Consider the following 20,118-nt stretch of genomic DNA (forward strand, 5'->3'; position numbering starts at 1 on the left):
TTTACATTTTTGATTCCTGTGTTAATTTGATTACAGGCATATACTGGAGCCTATTAGTTAGTAAGTCTTACTAACTAATACTTTTTCAGAAGGGAGGCTAATTTGAAAACGGTAACAAACATATTATAATGGGAGGAGTAAAGTTTTATGAAAAAATTTTTTTATTTGTTCCTATCACTTCTATTAATAGCTGCTTTCCTTCCAATGTCTGGGTTAGCACAAGAGGAAAGAGAACCGGATGTTGAACTTTGGAACGCTATAAAACCCCTTGACACCACGATTACTTTCCTAAATACGGGAGCACATCCAGATGATGAACGTAGTGACCTACTTGCCTATCTTTCAAGAGGATTAGGAGTAAAAACAGCAAGTATGATTGCAAACCGGGGAGAAGGTGGGCAAAATGAAATCGGAAATGAATTAGGAAATGCATTAGGCATCGTTCGTTCCAATGAAATGATTGAGGCAGCAAAAATCACGGGGGTGAAGGCCTATCACTTAAGTGAAACAACAAACGATGCTATCTATGATTTTGGGTTCTCAAAATCAGCAGAAGAAACACTTGAAAAATGGGGAGAAGAGATTACTTATGAGCGATTAATTAAATTTATTAGAACCTATCAACCAGATATTGTTATGCCTTCTTTCCGAAATGTTGACAGTCAACATGGCCACCACCGAGCCATGACTATTTTAAGTAAACGCGCATTTGAAGATGCAGCAGATCCAAATGTTTTTCCAGAGCAATTAGAGAATGGATTATCTGTTTGGCAAATTAAAAAGCTTTATTTACCCGCTGAATCACAAGAAACAGCAACAACATCCATTGAAATTGGTGATTATGATCCTATTTATGGAATGACCTATCCCCAGCTGGGAGAAGAATCCAGGTATATGCACAAAAGTCAAGGAATGGGTAATAATATTCCTGCAGAACCGAGACAATTTCATCTAGAATTAGTCAACTCTGTTACATCTATGAATGATACAGATCTATTTACTGGAGTACCATATGATTTCAATGAATGGGCAGAGACTATAACTAATGAAAAAATACAAGTAGAATTAAAAGAGCTTCAACAGGATTTAGAATCAATTATTGAAGAATATCCAAACCGATCAGCAATTCTACCTAAATCACAAAAAGCTCTAAAAGACGTACAATCTATCACAAACCTCTTAGAAAAAGCAAATATAAAAGAAGCAACTAAAAATGACTTACTTCATAAACTAGAGCTAAAAGAAGAGCAATTGCAGCAAGTGAGTTTTGTTGCATCAAGCCTTAAAGTGGACACAACCATCGATAGCAATGTATTAACACAAGGTGAACAAACACAAGTTACAGTGAATATCACTAACCAAGGCAACAAGAAAGTACACGATATTGACGCATCATTGGTAACACCTGAGAACTGGAAAGTTAGCGGAGAAAATCAAGTGAAACATCTAAAACCAAATGAATCCAAATCCCTAACATTTACGGTTACTGTCCCAAATGATGCCGAATACTTCCAGCCATATAAAGAATCCATCATCCAGGCAAAAACTACCTTTAAAGAAAATGGAACAATAACATCAAAAACAATAGAATTCGATAACACAGTAGCAGTATTGCCAGAATTAAGTGTATCACTAGATCCAGTAAACCTTACAATAAATACTGCCGATATTGAAGATGAAGTTCCAGTTACTGTCAAAGTTAAAAACTATTTTAATGGTGAAAAGCAAGCAACGGTATCTTTAAATCTTCCGGACGGGTGGACAAGTGAACCTACACAAAGAGAAGTAAGTTTCTCAGATCGATTTGAGGAAAAGGAACTTTCCTTTACATTAACCCCACCTTCTGCTATTGAGGAAGGCGCTTTTGATATTGAAGCAGTTGCAGAAGCTGACGGAAAACAATTCAACATGACTGTACAAGAAATTTCCTATGATCATATTAATGATTCCTATTACCAATATTCATCGACAATTGATGGAGTAGCTTTTGAATTATTAAAACCAGGTAGCCTTAAAGTTGGTTACATTGAAAGTGGCTTTGATAAAGTAGCAGACTATTTATCTAATGCAGGGTTTGATATAACAAAATTATCAGAAGAGGACCTTGCTTCAGCCGATTTGTCACAATACGATACAATCGTGACAGGAATACGGGCTAGTCTGTCTCGTGAAGATCTGGTTCAAAATAACGACCGCTTACTAGAGTATGTTGAAAACGGTGGTCACCTAGTCGTTCAATATCATAAACCTTGGGATAACTGGGATAGTGAGTCATCGGCTCCATATCCATTAGAAATTGGCCAACCATCCATTGAATGGCGTGTAACGGATGAAAATGCTGAGGTTACAGTAACCAAACCAGAACACAGACTTTTCAACTATCCAAACCAGATAACAAATAATGACTGGGATAATTGGGTTCAGGAAAGAGGTCTATACTTCCCAATGAACTGGGATGACCGATACGAAACATTTGTTTCCATGGCTGATCCAGGAGAAGAACCTTTCAATGGCGGTATCTTATTAGCAGAATATGGGGAAGGAACCTATCTCTATACTAACCTTGTCTTCTATCGTCAAATTGATAACCAAGTTCCTGGAGGCTATCGAATCTTCACTAATTTAATCAGTTACGGTGCAGAATAACTAATAAAATTACTCAATAAGAATAAATCTTATTGGGTAATTTTTTGTTATAAATAATCTCGATAAGTTTCTAATAAAAGCCCAATATTTTCTTCAAAGACTACCTTTTTTAATTTTCCTTCTGCTGTAGGGTTATTAAAGTTTGTTACGTATTTCCTCGCTCGACTTAGCGGCCGGTTCGCGCGATTCACCTCTTGTCGCACATTGCAAGCACATCCCTGATTGTTTTCTGCGCGCCCCGCGGCTTTCATATAATTTGGTGTGAGTAAGGAATGTTATTGTTAAAAAATACAATTAATTAAATTTCTTTATTATCATCTTTGTTGCATGTTATAATATATATAATTATTAAAACTTTCAGAGGAGTTTGATTATGATAGTTCCTTATAATGAAAAACACCCTTCTATTCACGAATCAACATTTATTGCTCCTGGTGCCCATTTAATTGGGGATATTACAATTGGAAAGGAATCATCTGTTTGGTTTAATGCAGTGTTACGTGGTGACGAAGATTCTATTACCATTGGAGAGAAATGTAGCGTTCAAGACAATTCTACCATCCATTTATATGAAGGATGTCCGGTGACAATCGAGGATATGGTTACGGTAGGGCATAATGTGGTATTACATGGATGTCTTATTGGAAAACGCTCGATTATCGGAATGGGTTCAACGATTCTTGATAATGCAGAAGTTGGAGAGGAATGTATTATTGGAGCAAACAGTCTTATACCATCCGGTAAGAAGATACCACCACGTTCACTTGTTGTTGGGTCTCCTGGAAAAGTAATTAGGCAATTATCTGAGAAAGATTTTGAATTAATCAACCTTTCAATCAATACATATGTTGATAAAGGACAAAAATTCAAAGAAATATTACAAAAAGAAAAAGATTGAAAACCAAAAACTTAACATTTCAATCACAATAAAATGCTGTTCCCTGCAATGGGTACAGCATTCTTCCATCAATCTATTGATACAAAGTATTCGCTTTTTCGATAAGCTATAGCCTCAATGGAAGCAATTACTTCATTTCTGGTCTCAATACCAATTCGATAAAAACCCGTGCGGTAGTTTCTTCTAATTTCCCTTGCTGTTGCTGTCACCATATCTCCTGCTTGAGCACTTTTCATAAAATGAACAGTAGTTGATAGTCCTACTGATGTTTTTCCATATGAATTACAGGCTAAAGCAAAAGCATAGTCTGCAAGCGTGTAGAGAATACCTCCATGTGCGGTGGAATGCGCATTCAACATATGCTCCTCAAGTTTTAATTGTACAGTCGAACTTCCTGCCGAAAATTCGGTGATTTCGATTCCCAAAAAGCTAGCAAAACGGTCCATTTTCAGTTTTTCTAAAATTTTATCGTAGTGATCATGATGAATTAATATTTCTTCGTCTTTTTCCTTCATCTATAATCCCCCAATCCCCCTGGGACAATTCCTGTAATTTTTCTGTACTATTTTTTAATATATCCTTAGCCTCTTCTACCATTCTTTCCATTAACTCAATCACGTAAGGGCAATCATCAATCAGGCCAGCAATTTGACCACTATTTATAAATCCATTTTCCATATCCCCATCCAGTGCTCCAATTTCATGATATAGTTCACTGGACTTTTCATTAAATTCATTGAAACTAACGTTTTCATTTTCTAAGATTAATAACTTATCAGTATATTCACCCTTCATAATTCTACGTATTTTGTTATATTTACGTCCAATTATTACGGTGGAATCGTCAGTTGCATCTATAATGGCCTGTTTATAGATGTTATGAAAATTCGATTCTTTTACTGCAATAAATCGTGTACCCATTTGAATACCTGCAGCACCAAGAGACAACGCGGCAGCTAATCCCCTTCCATCTCCAATACCTCCAGCAGCTATCACCGGAACACTTACTTCCCTGGATAATTGAGGTATAAGAGTCATTGTAGTACTTTCATTTAAAGCATTTATTCCAGCTGCCTCATATCCTTCCCCAACAATTATATCGGCTCCACTTTCTTCAGCTTTTTTGGCCTGTTTAACAGATGCCGTAACACAAATCACTTTGATACCTTCATTATGAAACATAGGAATATATTTGGCCGGATTACCTGCGGATAAGGATACAACAGGTACTTGATTGTGTAAGACCTTTTCCATTACTTTTTCCACTTCTGGATGGACAGATATTGGTATGTTCACGCAACATGGTTTATCCGTATGTTCCACCATGATTTTTATTCTTCGGTCAACTTCTTCCGCCGGTAAAGTTCCAACTCCAATCGTTCCCAAGGCTCCTGCATTTGAGATTGCTGCAGAGAGTTTAGGATCACTAACATTCCCCATTCCACCTTGTACAATAGGGTATTTAATATTTAGCAAATCCGTGATGGAGTTTCCCAAATCTTTCACTTCCTTTCTCATTTTTATTTGGGCATTAATCCATCAACATATCGAGCACGCTAATCTCCATTTACAATAACGGATGATCATATACATCATAATCACTATCTATTTCCATATGGCTATACCCTTTTGAGAAAATTTCTTCAAAAAAAGCATTGGCCGGTTTTGCAAGAATCTTATAATAGTCTCTAAATAATTTAGCAGCTTTATCCCCAATCCAGTTTTCTGGTAAAAGTTCTTGAGGAAGGCCTGGGTCAATAAAAAGTGATTTCCGATAATAATGAACTAAATTGGTACGCCTTACAAAACATTCTTTATTCGTTAGTTTTCCTTCATTCAATTTAACAGTATCCTCTTCATACTTCTCCTTAGTGATTTTCAGAAATAGTTCATATCTTTCTATGATGTGATTAATATCCCAAGAATCTCTTATAATATTTGCGTTTGATTGTGGACCAATGTTCTCTGAAACAAAAAAATGTACATATTCAGAAATATCATATCTAGTGATGATGTCTTTTACTTGAGTAGATAAATCATTGGGAGTAATCCAGGTACTATTTGAGAGTAAACCAAACCCACTCCAGGATAACTCCTTTCTTAGTTCATCTCGAATATTACGTTTTTCTTCCGGAATGGTATAAATTAAAATCCTCCATTTTCCATCCCATTGTTGAGGTTCCAATCTATATACTCTACCTGCTGCCTCATCCATCCTTTTTACACCTTGCTCTGTTAAAGAATAAAAACTTTTGTTTCCCTCTTTTCTGTTCGCAATCCAGTTTTGTTTATTCATTCTTGAAATAGCAGCCCTTACCGCTTGCGCATTATGATCAAAAGGTTCTAAAAGTTCTATAAGACTACCAATCCAAATTTCATTTCCATAATATCTTATATAATCTCCATATAATGTAAAAATTAATGATCGGGTACTAGGTTTATTATTCATAGATGACTTCCTTTAATTATTATTTGCCTATAAACTTAGGAGACCTCTTTTCACTAAATGCTTGAAGAGCCTCGATCCTATCTTGTGTTGGAATTGTTAATTTATAGGCATTTGCTTCTATTTCTAAAGCAGTTTTTATGTCTGTATTCATACCATTCCTTACCGCAAACTTAGCCTGTTTCACAGCAATCGGTGCATTCTCAAGTATTCTTCCAGCTAATTCTTCGCAAGATTCTATTAACCCATCTTCTTCAATCACTTTGGATACAATACCATACTGAAGAGCCTCCTCAGCAGCCAAACGCTTAGCGGTAAGGATTAATTCCAGAGCTTTTGACCTTCCAATTAAACGTGGAAGCCGCTGTGTTCCTCCAGCACCAGGTATAATTCCCATACTTGTCTCAGTCAAACCCATCCTTGCGTGTGAAACAGCAAAACGGAAGTCACAAGCAAGGGCCAATTCAAATCCGCCACCAAATGCATAACCATTTATCGCTGCAATAGTAGGTTGAGGAAGGTTCTCCAACTGTTCAAAAACTTCACTTATTTTCTTTACGTTTCTATTTACTTCTTTATCACTTAGCGTTTTTCTTTCCTTTAAATCCGCTCCTGCGCTAAATGCTTTAGAGCCTGCCCCAGTAAAAATAACTACTTGAACTTCTTGATCAATATGCAAATTCTGAATAAGGGTTTCTAAGTCTTCAAGTGTTTGGTAATCAAAGCAATTTAATACTTCTGGGCGATTAATTGTCACATAAGCGATCCGACTCTTTTCTTCATATAATATATTTTCCAAATTTATTTTCTCCTCCCAATTTTATATATTTTCTACAATTGTTGCAATACCCTGTCCTACACCAATACACATGGTTGCAAGACCCTTTTTTACACCTCTTCGCTTCATTTCATGTACAAGTGTTGTAAGAATCCTTGCCCCACTTGCACCAAGCGGATGACCAAGCGCAATAGCTCCTCCATTGACATTGACAATTTCTTTATTTAATTCAAGCTGTTTCATACATTCTAACGATTGAGAGGCAAATGCTTCATTTAATTCGACGAGTTCAATTTCATGAATACTTAATCCAGAACGCTTGATAGCCTTTTTCGTAGCATATATCGGCCCAAGTCCCATTACTGCTGGTTTTACACCTGCCGTTGCACTGGCGACATAACGTACCATCGGCTTTATTCCAAGTTCTTTTGCCTTTGCCGCACTCATTAATAATACTGCAGATGCCCCATCATTCACTCCCGATGCATTTCCTGCTGTAACCGTACCTCCATTAAAAATTGGTCTTAATTTAGACAGTTTTTCCAAACTTGAATTCGGCCGAGGATGTTCATCAGTGTCCACAATAACTCTTTCTCCTTTTAGGGTATAGGAAATAGGAATGATCTCATCATTAAATATGTTTTTATCCATTGCCGCTTTTGCCTTCATTTGACTGTTATAGGCAAATTCATCCTGTGCCTCTCTTGAAATATTGTATCTTTTCGCGACATTTTCCGCGGTTTGTGGCATGCTATCTGTACCGTACATTTCTTCCAGTTTTGGATTTATAAAACGCCAGCCAATGGTAGTATCAAAAAGCTCCATATTTCCACGCGGGAACTCTGAAGCTGGCTTGGCCATAACATAAGGGGCACGTGTCATGCTTTCCGTACCACCTGCTATATAAATATCTCCATCTCCTACCATAATCGCGCGTGCTGCCATGTTTACCGCATCTAAGCCTGAACCACATAAACGGTTAATTGTTGTCGCACTTACATGAGTGGGAAGACCTGCAAGTAATAAGGCCATTCTCGCAACATTTCGATTTTCTTCTCCTGCACCATTTGCATTACCCAAAATAACCTCTTCTATTTCTTCAATAGGGAGATTAGGTTGTCTATTGATAAGCCCTTTAATAACATCTGCTGCCATATCGTCAGGACGTACATGTTTTAATGCTCCTTTATAGCGAGCAATTGGTGTTCTCACTGCATCAATAATTACAACTTCTTGCATCCTTTTCACTCACTTTCCTTTTTGGAATAATCATACACACCTATACCACTTTTTCTTCCAAGCCTTCCTGCCTTTACATATTTCTCAAGAAGCGGTGCTGGTCGATATTTTTCACCTAATTGACCATGCAAATAGCGAAGATTATTTAAGCGAGCATCCAAACCAACTAAATCAGCAAGTTCTAAAGGTCCCATCGGGAAATTCAATCCCAGTTTTACAGCTTTATCAATATCTTCAGCAGTAGCTACCCCTTCCTGGAGCATGTGAAATGCTTCATTTCCAACCAGACAACTGATTCTGCTCGTCACAAATCCTGGAAATTCATTAACAATTACGGTCTGTTTTCCCATCTTATTTGCTGCTGACTCAACATACTGAACGGTTTCATCACTTGTTTCCATTCCACGAATAATTTCAACTAACGGCATTTTATGAACGGGGTTAAAGAAATGCATTGCAATGACGGACGAGGGACGGCTCGTAAATGAGCCTATTTCCGTTGGACTCATCGTTGATGTATTCGTTGCTAAAATACATTTATCAGATGCAAACTTGTCAAGAGTTTCAAAGATACTCTTTTTTAATTCCCTCTTTTCTGGAACAGCTTCAATAATTAAATCTGCCTCTTTAGCAACTTCCGTAAAGTCTGTATTAAACTTCATCCTTTGCATGGCCTGCTCTGCATCTTCTCTACGAAGTTTTCCCCTTTGAATACCCTTTTCAAAATTACTGTGCACTTCTCTTTCAGCATTCTGCAAAACTTCCTCACTAACATCGACTAGACTAACTTGATAACCGCCAATCGCACTAACATATGCAATTCCTCGGCCCATCACACCAGCACCAATTACTACGGATCTTTCCTTCATTAGCCATTCCTCCTGACAGAGTTCTATAAAGTTAAGAGGCGAACCTTACCTTTTAAAGATTCAGTTCGCCATATTTCATTTCTATTAGACTGCTAATCTCTTACCTAGATCTATACGTTTAACGGATTAAGCGGTTTAGATCCTGAGTATGAAAGCACACTTTTCGTTTCTGTGTAGAGATCAAGTGTTTCAACGCTAAGCTCCCGACCAAACCCAGACTGCTTATACCCACCAAATGGGGTTCCAGGAAAAGCTGAGAATGGGCAATTTACCATTACGATACCTGCCTGTAACCCATCAGATACCCGTTTTATTAATCCTTGATCTTTAGCCCAAATAGACGCCGCTAATCCATATTCCGTGTCATTACCGAGTTTAATTGCTTCTTTTTCATCTTTGAACTTCATGACAACAACTACTGGTCCGAAAATTTCATCCTGTGCAATCCGCATATCATTCGTAACATTAGTAATAATTGTAGGCGCATACCAATACCCATTTTCATAGCCTTCAATCTCCAATGGGTGTCCTCCAGTAACGACTGTTGCTCCATCTTTCACTGCATTTTCCACATGCTGATGAATTTTATCTAATTGACTTTTGCTAATTATTGCACCTATATGGGTATTTTCAGAGAATGGATCGCCCGCAACCAGTTTTCTCGTTTTTGCAACAAATTGTTCCATAAACGTTTCATAAATATCCTCGTGCACAAATAAGCGAGATCTTGCTTCACAAGATTGACCCGTGTTATAAAAAATACCAAATAAGGAACCATTCACAGCTGCTTCTAAATCTGTATCAGGAAATACTAAATTAGGAGATTTCCCACCTAACTCCAACGTTACTCTTTTTAGCGTTTTAGATGCATTGGACATAATATCCTTTCCAGTTGCCGTTTCCCCTGTAAAGGCAACTTTATCTATCCCCTCATGCTCCGCTAAGTACGAACCAATCGTTCCACCAGGGCCAGTAATTACATTTACTACACCTTCCGGGACTCCAGCCTCATGGCATATTTCAGTCAGTATAATAGCTGTAATTGGCGTTAAACTTGCCGGCTTTAACACTACCGAACAACCCGCAGCAATAGCTGGTGCAATCTTCCATGCGGCCATCATCATCGGATAATTCCAAGGAATGATCTGTGCTGCAACCCCGACAGGTTCTTTCTGTGTATAGTTAAAGAAACGGCCCGGAACGTTATTTACTTCTCCACGATGTCCAACGATTGCCCCTGCGTAAAATTCAAAGTCCTCAATTGCCTGGGAAACTTGACCTTGCGCTGCAGCTAATGTTTTACCACTATTTAGGATTTCAATTTCTACTAATTCGTTAAAACGACTGCGCATAATGGAAGCAATCTTGTTCAATACTCTTGCACGTTTTCCAACAGGATACTTTTTCCACTTCCCATAATCAAAAGCATGACGGGCAGCTTCAACCGCTAAATCAACATCTTTTTTGCCTGCTTTTGGAACCTCTCCAATTGCTTCACCTGTCGCCGGATTATAGACAGTAAAAACTTCACCTGTTTCAGCATCTGCTAACCTACCGTTTATAACCATTTGATACGCATCTCGTTTTAACTCTGTTTGAAAAATACTTTTCTCTTCCGTTTTTAACATACTATCACTCCTTAAATTAATATCCTTTATACTCGGGAATTCTTTTTTCAAAAAATGCTTTTACTCCTTCACTGTAGTCTTTTGTTTGACCAGCTATTTTTTGACCGTTTGCCTCATAGTCTAACATTTGAGTTAAAGGTGTTTCGTAGGATTTTTGAAGATACCTCTTTATTAAACCAATTGCCTTTGTTGGCTTGTTTGCTAGTTTTTCTGCAAATTGCTGCGTTTCTTCATCTAAAGATTCTCCTGCAACAACTTTCGTTACCAGACCATAATGCTTTGCTTCACTAGCCTGTAATTTTTCACCCAGTATGGTTAGCTCCATTGCTTTTGCGATCCCAACTATTCGAGGAAGATAATACAGACTACCGGAGTCAGGAATTAATCCGATATTAATAAATGCCTGAATAAACGAAGCTTTTTCAGAAGCAATTCGAAAGTCACAAGCAATTGCTAAGCTAAATCCAGCACCCGCTGCGGCTCCATTTATTGCAGCAATGGTAGGCTTTTCAACCGATGCTAAAGTTTCAATCATGGGCTTATAACGACTCAAGATAATTTCTTTATGATCCGCATCAGCACTTAGCCCAGCTAAATCTTCACCCGAACAAAACGCTTTCCCTGCACCGGTAATAACAATTGCCCTGACTTCCTTATTTTGGTTCAGTAATTTTAATTCCTCCATGATTTCGCGATTCATCATCTCTGTAAAAGCATTCAGCTTATCTGGACGGTTTAGAGTTATCCAACCTACATGATTTTTCACTTCACTATGAATCGTTTCGTACATCATTATCACCCCCTACTTCCCTGTATAGTTCGGTAATCTTTTTTCCATAAAAGCACTCATTCCTTCTTTTTGATCCTCGGATGCAAAAAGGAGATAGAAATTTTTCCTTTCATATTGCATTGCTTCGTATACGGAAAGGTCTAATGCTTTGTTTACAGTATCTTTAACTAGTCTTAATGAAAGAGGAGGCTGTTCTTTAAGCTTCCCAGCAAAGGTGAGTATTTCTTCCATGAGAAGTTCAGGGGGAGTAACTTTGTTAATAAGTCCTAATTCACATGCTTCCGCTGCACCCATTCTCTCCCCCGTCCAAAGCCATTCTAGTGCTTTCCTGTATCCAATTGTTTTGGAAAGTTTGACCGTTCCACCCGCACTGGGCATAACACCAAGATTGACTTCAGGAAAACCGAACTTGGTTTGATCAGCTGCAAATACAATATCAGCGGATAACACCAATTCAAATCCTCCACCCAGGGCAAATCCCTGTACAGCTGCAAGAATTGGTTTTTTAATATTGGAAATTCTATCCCAATCTGCAAATTGATTTAACTTTTCCAATGATATTGGATCATCTTCTGCCATTTCTTTGATATCTGCACCTGCAGCAAAAGATCTACCGGCTCCTGATAGGACAATTACTTTTACATCATCCGATGTGTCAAAATGAGTTAAACTGTCTATAATCTCAGCTATCATCGAACGGCTTAATGCATTTAATACGTTTGGCCGATTTAGTTCAATTCTTGCAATCCCATCATCTACCCAGGCATTAATATATTGATAGTTATTCAATTTCCTCACCAATCATCATTGTGACAAGATTTCCAGCAAAAGACATTAAATCCTTTGCAGATGCTTTCGATTCTTCTGTTTTCATCGCACGTTTTAATGCGTCGTAATCGTCATAATACATTTCGCAAAGCAGGTAGTATTCGCTCTCCCCAGTTGGAGATCCGACAATTTTAGTAACTTCCATTTTCCTTAATCCCGGAATTTTCTTTGTAATTGGGGTATGCACATTTTTATAATGCTCATCAAACGCATTTTTGTCCTCTGGTTGTTTATACAAAGCAATTAGTTTTACCATTCTTATTCCACCTTTTCATTTAAATTAGCCACTGGCTTCATTGCCTCAAATGGATTCTTACAGTTGTTACAATAAAGAATACTTCTGCACGCTGTTGGTCCAAATATATTTTCCATTGTTACGTAGGTTGAACCACAGTATGGACAATCAATCTCCCAAGGATCGCCTTTCGTGTGTACAGCTGGTGGTGGGGTAATTCCATTTTTATTTAACTTTTTTCTACCGGTTTCACTAATTCGGTCTGTCGTCCATGGTGGGGAAAAACTAAAATCGACATCTATTTTTAACAAATGATCAAAGCTCTCAATTGCATCATGAGTTTTCCTTTTAACATCGCCTTTGATCATATCCAAAGCAGGACAACCACTAAATGTAGGTAATAACTTAACATAAACATAATTATCTTCTGCTATTACCTCCTCCACCATCCCTAACTCAACTATACTAATAAAGGGCATTTCAGGGTCTGTCACTTGCTGTAATATCTGATAAACCTTCCTTTCGAGATTAGAATGAACTCTTTGCATATTTGCACTTCCTTTTCAGTACGGTTACCAGCCAACTGCTTCCTCATCGGAAATATACACTTCACTTAAAACGTTTAAGGCATCTACTAAATCACTTGTGTGTTCACCATTTCTCCCGTTCCCCTTTTCCATCCCAGGATCATCTTTTATCGTAAAGTCTACTTCAGAAAAGAGCTGCTGTATTTGGTTCAGCCATTCCTCTTTTAACTGTGCCTCTGGAGCAATAAGTTTTAAGTCACTCATTTCTCCTCCATATTTTCCTAAGGTAAGGACACCACCAAAATCCCGCCATACACGATATATCGCTTGCTCCATTCTGCTCCTCGCTTCTTCTGTACTGGACATTAATTGGTAAAACCATGTCTTCCAGTGCATTAAGTGATAATATTGCTCCGTCTGAATTTTTCTTGCTGCATGAACAAGCGGCTCATAACTGGATTGATTTAAAGACTGTAGGCGAATATCCTTAAATATATTGAAGAACAAATGACGTACAACGGTAAATGCCCAATCGTATTTTGGACTGTTTAAATAATCTCCTGGTCCGTTGACCTCTTCCAAAAGAATGGCATTACGGAATTCTTCTGGTTTCCGATTATGAGAAATCTCATCAACAGGGACCTCTAGTAATTTCTCAAGTAACTGATAGTAAATGGATGCGTGCCCCATCGTATCTTGACTAATAGATGAGAAAGCAACATCCTCTTCAATGTGCGGCGCTAAGCCTAACCATTCTGAGCCACGGTAGGAATGAATAAAGTTGTCATCAGCCAATTGGTATAATAATTCACGAACGATTGTTTCATAGTGACTCATGGATTAACACCGCCTGTTTCCCTTTTCTCTTCAAAGTACTTCCAAAGCTTTGGCAGATTGGCGTACCCCTTTGTTTCACGATACGCTTTATTATCTAATTTTTTAAATCCTTCTCTTTCCTCTTGCGACATTAATCTAATATCGGAACGTTTAACCACCCACAATTCTTTAATAGGTTCACGGCGAAAAAAATTCTCTCTTGCCATAACAAAAGCCATCTCTCTATTAGGTGCTAGAAGACTGAATCGATGTTCCAACGAAAGTCCATCTTTCTTTCTACTAAACACTTCATATTCTTCATAAAACTGTTCCTTCCCCATATTTCATATCTCCTTCATTTGATAATAGATCCATCTTAGCCTACTAATGATTGATTTTTATTTTTATAGTCTGAAAGTGCTTCACGAACCCACTCACTTTCATCATAGGAGTCTCTTCTTAGGGAAATTCTTGCATCTGATCTAGGTCCATTTCCTGATACCACCTGTTTAAACTTCTTCCAATCTGGCTGTTGATAAATCCACTCTTGTTTTTCTTCATCGAAGCAGATGGTTTCATCTGGAATGGTTAAGCCAAGCAGTTGAATTTTCTCTACATATTTCGTCAAAAATTCCTGACGCAGCTCCTCATTTGTCTTGAATCTAATTTTATATTTCATATTAATATCTACACTTGAGTGCCCAATGTCTTTTGTAGATTTAGGACCAAAGAACATTAGCAATGGTTCCCACCAGCGATTAAGTGACTCTTGTAACATTTGCTTTTGTTTTTCTGTTCCTGAAGCTAGAGCTAATACAAGGCTCTCCCCATGTTTTGCGTGAAATGATTCCTCTTGGCAGATCCGCTTTAATGCTCTTCCATATGGACCATAGGAAGTTTTTAACAACATCGTTTGTGTGAGAATAGCTGCACCATCTACAAGCCAAGCGATAATCGCTGCATCAGCCCAAGTAGGTGATGGCATATGGAATACATTATGGAATTTTAACTTTTTCGAAAATAAATCCTGCAGAAGATCCTCTCTGTTTTTCCCCATTGGCTTTAACAAATCCTCTGCTACACGGAGCAGCAATTGACCATGTCCCATCTCATCCTGTACCTTTGCCATAATAGATAATTTCCGATCAATGGTTGGAGCCTTTGGGACCCATTCCTTCTCAGGCAAAGCTCCCATAATTTCACTTGCACCATGGCTTGAAATAAGTTTAATTAAAGCCTTTCTATACTCATCTGGCATCCAATCTCCCGCCTCAATTTTTTCGTCATTTTCAATCCTTTCCATAAAATGCTCGTATTTCTCTTCATCTGTCAGCTCCCTATAATGAATGACTTCCATTTTGATCTCCTCCTCTTTTAAAAATTTTTACCATGACAATAGTAAAAACTATTGTTAATTAGCAACAGAAGAAGTCTTTTTCTCTCTTACAATTCGAATAGCCTTTCCTTCTGTTCTTGGAATCATCCCAGGTGGTTCAATTTGTGTATTAATCGTTACAAGACAACTGCTTTTTAATTTCCTTGAAATCTTCTCGGAAAGATGTTTTACTTTCACATCTTCCAAATTTTGACCTATAACTTCATACATTTGTTCATCCATCTCAACCTTCAATAGCAATTTTTCCAGTGCACCATCCTGACTAATTATCAGTTTATAATGGGGAGCAAGCTCCTCGATTGATAATAAAACGCTTTCTATTTCGGATGGAAAAACATTCACTCCACGGATAATAAGCATATCGTCAATACGGCCTTTCACTCTGGACATACGAATGGATGTCCTACCGCACTTACAAGGTTCTCTAGTAATGGATGCAACATCACCTGTTCGGTATCGAATAATTGGTAAGGCTTCTTTCGTTAAACTAGTAAAAACAAGTTCTCCTTCTTCGCCTTCTGGAACTGGTTTTAACGTTTCTGGATTAATGACTTCTACATAAAAATGATCATCGGCTATGTGAAGTCCATCTTGAGCTTCTTTACATTCGATAGCAACGCCAGGACCCATTACTTCACTTAATCCATAAATATCCATTGCCTTTATATCAAGACGTTCTTCCAAGTTATTCCTCAATTCTTCTGACCACGCTTCAGCACCAAATATCCCATATTTCAAACTTGTTTTTCGTGGGTCTTTTCCCATTTTCTCCATTTTATCTACAATATTTAAGACATAAGTTGGTGTTCCTGTAATGACTGTTGGCTTAAAGTCTTCAATAAGGGTGATTTGACGTTCTGTATTACCACCGGAAACGGGGACAGTAGCCATTCCCAATCTTTCAGAACCGTAATGGATTCCAAGTCCCCCAGTAAATAAACCATACCCATATGCGTTATGAAGAACTCCACCTGGTTCCCCACCGCAAGCCCGGATAGCTCTTGCAACAATTTCAGCCCATACATTAAGATCATTTTCTGAAAAACCTACAACGGTTGGCTTACCACTCGTTCCACTGGATGCATGCATGCGTCTAATTTGATTGATAGGTCTTGCAAATAATCCAAAAGGATAGTTCGCACGAAGATCCTTTTTTACCGTAAAAGGCAGTTTCTGTACATCTGTTAATGATTGAATATCATCCGGAGTAATGTTGTTCTCGTTGAATTTTTTTCGATAGAAGGAGACATTTTCGTAAACGTTTTGGATAGTATCTTTTATCCTATTTAACTGCAATTCCTCTTTGGCATCCGGAGCAAGCGTTTCCATTTCCTCGTTAAAAAACACGTAAATTAATACCTCCTTTTATAATTATTTGATTAAGAAATCTCTTCAAAATACTTTCTGTTAAGTGAAATAAACTTTTCTTCCTCTTCAGGTACTTCTTCTTCCGCATAGATTGCCTGCACAGGGCATACTGCTTCACATGCAGCACAGTCGATACATACATCTGGATCAATAAAATACATATCGTCACCAGGATGGATTGCATCCACCGGACAAACCTCCACACATTCAGCTGATTTTTCATTTCGGCAAGGAGAAGTTATCACAAATGCCATTATCTATTCCTCCTATACTTAAGCTTTAATTTTCTCGAATAAACTCGTGCTATGCTGTGGCTGTTGTCTTGCTTTAGGATCAATATAAGTCTTTATACTACTTATTGCCGTTGCAGCATCACTAAATCCTGTTGCAATTAATTTAACTTTACCTTTGAAGGTGACAATATCACCTGCTGCATAGATTCCTTCTACATTAGTACGCATTGTAGAGTCGACAATAATAGAGTTTTTATGGAACTCCAATCCCCATTCCTTAATTGGGCCCAGTGAAGATACAAACCCATAATTCGTAATTAATTCATCCAATTCTACGGAAACGCATTCATTTGTTTCCAAATTTTGTATAGTAATGGATTGTATATATTCGTCATCACCGTGAATTTCCTTCAAATTATAAGGCTTAAGAATATTTACATCTGAATCCTCTAGCTTTCGAACACTTGCTTCATGAGCCCTAAAATTATTTCGGCGATGAATGATACTAACCTTATTTGCAATTGGTTCCATCATTAATGCCCAATCAACAGCCGAATCTCCTCCTCCTAAAATACAAATATCTTTATCTGCAAAGTGATTCAGGTCATTTATAAAATAATGGAGATTTTTCCCTTCATACTGTTTTGCATGTTCGAAGTTAAGTCTTCGTGGTTCGAACGCTCCTATTCCAGCTGAAATGAGGATAGTCTTGGAATAATGCATTTCTTTATTTGTAACCATTTGAAAATAGCCATCATCCGTTTTAACAACTCCCTCAACAGTTTGATTGAGTACAACGGTAGGCTCAAATTGCATTGCCTGATTCACTAGACTGTCCACCAAATCTTTTGCTTTTGTTTGAGGAAAACCAGCTATATCGTATATATATTTTTCAGGATACAACGCATTCAGTTGTCCCCCTAAATGTGGTAAGCTCTCGATTATTTTTACTTTTAGTTGTCGCATTCCACCATAGAAAGCTGCAAAGAGTCCGATTGGTCCCCCGCCAATTATGGTTACGTCATACATCTCCTTATCCATTGTTGACACCCCCTCCCCCAAATCCAAATAACGTTTATTTCATATAACGTTTTTTTAACGTCATATTATTAATTGATATATTAACAACCTATTTTTAATATGTCAATATTTTTTATAAAAAAATAATTCAGAAAACTATTTTTAGATAATTTTCGTTTTATCTTCTGATTTATAGGCCTCGGAGTCATAATTTTTATGTACCTGGTTAATGTATTTTAGGAGTTAATTATAAAATCCAATTTAATTCCGATACTTGTTTTGCATACAAAAAATAAACCGACATCAGAGAAGATGTGGGCTTATTAAAATATCTAGCTTAACAATATTTCTATCTTTTAAAAACAGACTGTCTTATTTCTTTATGTTTCTTTGTAGTAGTGAAGAATGGTTTTGCGAGTGTATGTGGGCTTCCTACCTAAAAGACGGACAGAAGGCTGAACTAAAAATAAAACCGAATATTTACAGGCTGTCTAACGTTAACTCCAGCTCAGATTGGTTTAAGCGTTTTTGAGAGGATTAATCTGCAAAAATAGACAGGAACCACAACCAAGCATTCCTGCCTTGCCATTTTCAAAACCGAGTCATCTTCCCTTTCCTCTTCGGTCCACTTATTTAATTAATATTACAATTAAGATTCCGTATTTCTTGCATTTGATTTGCCTTTGGATCTTCTTTGCTCATCTGGTCTTTTGGCATTTCCATTATGTTTTTTCTTTGGAGCATGACTGTCTTTAACCAATATTATTCCCTCCATGATAGAAGATTTAAAAATGAATGAATGCTTGATGAAAAAGAGATACTTAGCCCTTCTCCTCTACATGCAAGCAACAAATCAACCATTAATTAAAGTTACCTAGAAGCAGTGATTTATTCATGTTCTGAATCAACGCTAATTTTAACAAGAATCGGAATTGGCGTTCGAGCTGGCCGAGGGCACTTCAAAATGTTTAGATTTATAATAGGGTAACAGGTGGCTGTTGCTCAATTGGGTCTGAACTCAATCGGGTTGGCATTGGGCTCGCTCTACTTCGGTGGCTCGGCTATTTGGGAGATGCTCGCTCGAATTTATTTAGGTTGTCGCTCGATTCGAATCCTCCCTAGCGCGTTTGATGCCACTCACTGCTCAACTAAGTCGCCGGCTCGTGCAATTGAACTCTGCTGCAGCGCTATCTAAGCACATGCCCGGCGATTTCCCTGAATACCACTCGAATCACATGCTTTCTCGTGCGCTTCCACCTACAGTCTCTCAACTCCCTCCCCTCCCACAAAAAAAAGAACCAGATCAATAAACTGATCCGGCTATTTATTCTTATACTACTTTTATAAATCAAGAACCGAACCAAGGTACCTGTCCCCTGTCCGGTCGCGTGCCCGATGCTCCACCGCTATTTACTTGCAATCTTAGCCGCTACTTCATAAATAAGATCTTCCTGTCCTCCAACAGCTTTCATTTCACCAAGTTTTTCTTTCATCGATATGGAACTGCTTGGCAGCTTTTTCTGTATGTAGAAGGAAACTGGAATATACTCCGGAATACCCCATCATTACACTGGAACCAGTGACCTCTTGTGGGCGTGGCATATATTTGGCAACCACCTATTTGCAACATCCAAAATTTTATAAAGATCAATTCCTGTGTTGTAACCCATTTTTTCAAAAACAGCTACCATCACTTCTGTTTGTGTGTTACCGCTTCCCGCACCCAATGCACGTAAACTTCCATCAATATACGTGGCACCTGCTTTTACTGCAGTAGCAGTGTTTGCCATTGCCATCGATAAGTTGTTATGGCCATGAAATCCAATTTCACACGATAATTCATTTCTAAGTGCTGTAATTCTTTCTGAAACCTCATCCGGCAAGAGTGCACCTGCTGAGTCGGTTAGATAAACAACTTCTGCGCCATAGCTTTCAAATAATTTTGCTTGTTCAACGAGTTTTTCAATTGGTGCCATATGGGCCATCATTAAAAATCCTACCGTTTTTAATCCAAGTTCGCGTCCTAATTCAATATGCTGCTTGGCTACATCCGCTTCTGTCACATGGGTTGCAACACGTACCATATTCGCGCCTGCTTTTACCGCTTCATTTAGTTCCTTTTTCGTTCCAATCCCAGGAAGAAGTAGAACAGAAATTTTTGCCTGACTGCATTCAGCTGCAGCTGCCTCAATTAATTCGAGCTCATTCACTTTGGATAGACCATATTGCAATGAGGATCCACCTAAACCATCTCCATGTGATACTTCGAAATAATTTACTCCAGCCTGGTCCAGACCTCTTGCCGTTTCTCTTACTTGCTCTTTTGTAAACGCATGTTTCATGGAATGGCTTCCATCGCGGAGGGTTACGTCAACTATTTCAAAACTGCGATTCATCATCT

Annotated in this window: 20 protein-coding genes and 1 pseudogene; 2 read left to right on the plus strand and 19 right to left on the minus strand. The window is 38.0% G+C overall.

The window, feature by feature from the left end; translation table 11 throughout:
* The first annotated feature begins 147 nt into the window (after window positions 1-147).
* Both GMJ66_RS12200 and GMJ66_RS12205 read left to right on the plus strand, forming a co-directional pair.
* Window positions 148-2,646 carry an NEW3 domain-containing protein gene (locus GMJ66_RS12200; protein ID WP_156290601.1) on the plus strand — a complete coding sequence of 833 codons (2,499 nt, stop codon included), beginning with the start codon at window positions 148-150 and terminating at the stop codon, window positions 2,644-2,646.
* 373 nt (window positions 2,647-3,019) lie between these two features.
* Window positions 3,020-3,544 carry a gamma carbonic anhydrase family protein gene (locus GMJ66_RS12205; protein WP_156290602.1) on the plus strand — a complete coding sequence of 175 codons (525 nt, stop codon included), beginning with the start codon at window positions 3,020-3,022 and terminating at the stop codon, window positions 3,542-3,544.
* Window positions 3,545-3,612: 68 nt separating this feature from the next.
* Here the strand turns inward: GMJ66_RS12205 and GMJ66_RS12210 are convergent, their stop codons facing one another.
* From GMJ66_RS12210 to dmpG, 19 genes and pseudogenes are all read right to left on the minus strand, one after another.
* Window positions 3,613-4,059, minus strand: a complete 447-nt coding sequence (locus GMJ66_RS12210; RefSeq protein ID WP_156290603.1) for a hotdog fold thioesterase — start codon at window positions 4,057-4,059, stop codon at window positions 3,613-3,615.
* Window positions 4,022-5,062: an NAD(P)H-dependent flavin oxidoreductase gene (locus tag GMJ66_RS12215; RefSeq protein WP_156290604.1), complete on the minus strand. Its 1,041-nt coding sequence runs from the start codon at window positions 5,060-5,062 to the stop codon at window positions 4,022-4,024. Before GMJ66_RS12215 ends, GMJ66_RS12210 begins: the two co-directional genes overlap by 38 nt.
* A 49-nt stretch (window positions 5,063-5,111) precedes the next feature.
* A complete protein-coding gene (gene paaX / locus GMJ66_RS12220) occupies window positions 5,112-5,993 on the minus strand; it encodes a phenylacetic acid degradation operon negative regulatory protein PaaX (protein WP_156290605.1) in 882 nt (293 codons plus the stop codon).
* Window positions 5,994-6,012: 19 nt separating this feature from the next.
* Window positions 6,013-6,789: an enoyl-CoA hydratase-related protein gene (locus GMJ66_RS12225; RefSeq protein WP_156290606.1), complete on the minus strand. Its 777-nt coding sequence runs from the start codon at window positions 6,787-6,789 to the stop codon at window positions 6,013-6,015.
* Window positions 6,790-6,810: 21 nt separating this feature from the next.
* Window positions 6,811-8,007, minus strand: coding sequence for a thiolase family protein (locus GMJ66_RS12230; protein WP_156290607.1), 1,197 nt, complete (start codon window positions 8,005-8,007; stop codon window positions 6,811-6,813).
* Window positions 8,008-8,012: 5 nt separating this feature from the next.
* Window positions 8,013-8,876 carry a 3-hydroxyacyl-CoA dehydrogenase gene (locus GMJ66_RS12235; RefSeq protein ID WP_156290608.1) on the minus strand — a complete coding sequence of 288 codons (864 nt, stop codon included), beginning with the start codon at window positions 8,874-8,876 and terminating at the stop codon, window positions 8,013-8,015.
* Window positions 8,877-8,986: 110 nt separating this feature from the next.
* A complete protein-coding gene (locus GMJ66_RS12240) occupies window positions 8,987-10,504 on the minus strand; it encodes an aldehyde dehydrogenase family protein (protein ID WP_156290609.1) in 1,518 nt (505 codons plus the stop codon).
* 16 nt (window positions 10,505-10,520) lie between these two features.
* A complete protein-coding gene (locus tag GMJ66_RS12245) occupies window positions 10,521-11,294 on the minus strand; it encodes an enoyl-CoA hydratase-related protein (RefSeq protein WP_156290610.1) in 774 nt (257 codons plus the stop codon).
* A gap of 12 nt (window positions 11,295-11,306) precedes the next feature.
* Window positions 11,307-12,083, minus strand: a complete 777-nt coding sequence (locus GMJ66_RS12250; RefSeq protein ID WP_156290611.1) for an enoyl-CoA hydratase/isomerase family protein — start codon at window positions 12,081-12,083, stop codon at window positions 11,307-11,309.
* Window positions 12,076-12,378, minus strand: a complete 303-nt coding sequence (locus tag GMJ66_RS12255; RefSeq protein ID WP_156290612.1) for an EthD family reductase — start codon at window positions 12,376-12,378, stop codon at window positions 12,076-12,078. The genes GMJ66_RS12250 and GMJ66_RS12255 overlap by 8 nt, the downstream gene beginning before the upstream one ends.
* Before the next feature lie 2 nt (window positions 12,379-12,380).
* On the minus strand, window positions 12,381-12,905 hold the full coding sequence (paaD, locus tag GMJ66_RS12260; RefSeq protein ID WP_156290613.1) for a 1,2-phenylacetyl-CoA epoxidase subunit PaaD: 525 nt from the start codon (window positions 12,903-12,905) through the stop codon (window positions 12,381-12,383).
* 24 nt (window positions 12,906-12,929) lie between these two features.
* Entirely contained in the window at window positions 12,930-13,721 is a 792-nt protein-coding gene (gene paaC, locus GMJ66_RS12265; RefSeq protein ID WP_156290614.1) for a 1,2-phenylacetyl-CoA epoxidase subunit PaaC, read from the minus strand.
* Window positions 13,718-14,041 (minus strand): 1,2-phenylacetyl-CoA epoxidase subunit PaaB, encoded by a 324-nt coding sequence (paaB, locus tag GMJ66_RS12270; protein ID WP_156290615.1) that lies wholly within the window; start codon window positions 14,039-14,041, stop codon window positions 13,718-13,720. Before paaB ends, paaC begins: the two co-directional genes overlap by 4 nt.
* Window positions 14,042-14,076: 35 nt before the next feature.
* On the minus strand, window positions 14,077-15,057 hold the full coding sequence (paaA, locus tag GMJ66_RS12275) for a 1,2-phenylacetyl-CoA epoxidase subunit PaaA (RefSeq protein ID WP_156290616.1): 981 nt from the start codon (window positions 15,055-15,057) through the stop codon (window positions 14,077-14,079).
* A 54-nt stretch (window positions 15,058-15,111) separates the two neighbouring features.
* Complete coding sequence (locus GMJ66_RS12280; protein WP_156290690.1) at window positions 15,112-16,425, minus strand: phenylacetate--CoA ligase family protein; 1,314 nt, start codon at window positions 16,423-16,425, stop codon at window positions 15,112-15,114.
* A 50-nt stretch (window positions 16,426-16,475) separates the two neighbouring features.
* Window positions 16,476-16,718, minus strand: a complete 243-nt coding sequence (locus tag GMJ66_RS12285) for a DUF362 domain-containing protein (protein ID WP_156290617.1) — start codon at window positions 16,716-16,718, stop codon at window positions 16,476-16,478.
* A gap of 18 nt (window positions 16,719-16,736) precedes the next feature.
* Window positions 16,737-17,738, minus strand: a complete 1,002-nt coding sequence (locus tag GMJ66_RS12290) for an NAD(P)/FAD-dependent oxidoreductase (protein ID WP_156290618.1) — start codon at window positions 17,736-17,738, stop codon at window positions 16,737-16,739.
* A gap of 1,385 nt (window positions 17,739-19,123) precedes the next feature.
* Window positions 19,124-19,319, minus strand: a pseudogene (locus GMJ66_RS20915) (hypothetical protein).
* Entirely contained in the window at window positions 19,283-20,116 is an 834-nt protein-coding gene (gene dmpG, locus GMJ66_RS12295) for a 4-hydroxy-2-oxovalerate aldolase (RefSeq protein ID WP_269321877.1), read from the minus strand. Before dmpG ends, GMJ66_RS20915 begins: the two are co-directional and overlap by 37 nt.
* Window positions 20,117-20,118 lie beyond the last annotated feature (2 nt).

Source organism: Oceanobacillus salinisoli (genome assembly GCF_009733865.1).
Lineage (GTDB): Bacteria > Bacillota > Bacilli > Bacillales > Amphibacillaceae > Oceanobacillus > Oceanobacillus salinisoli.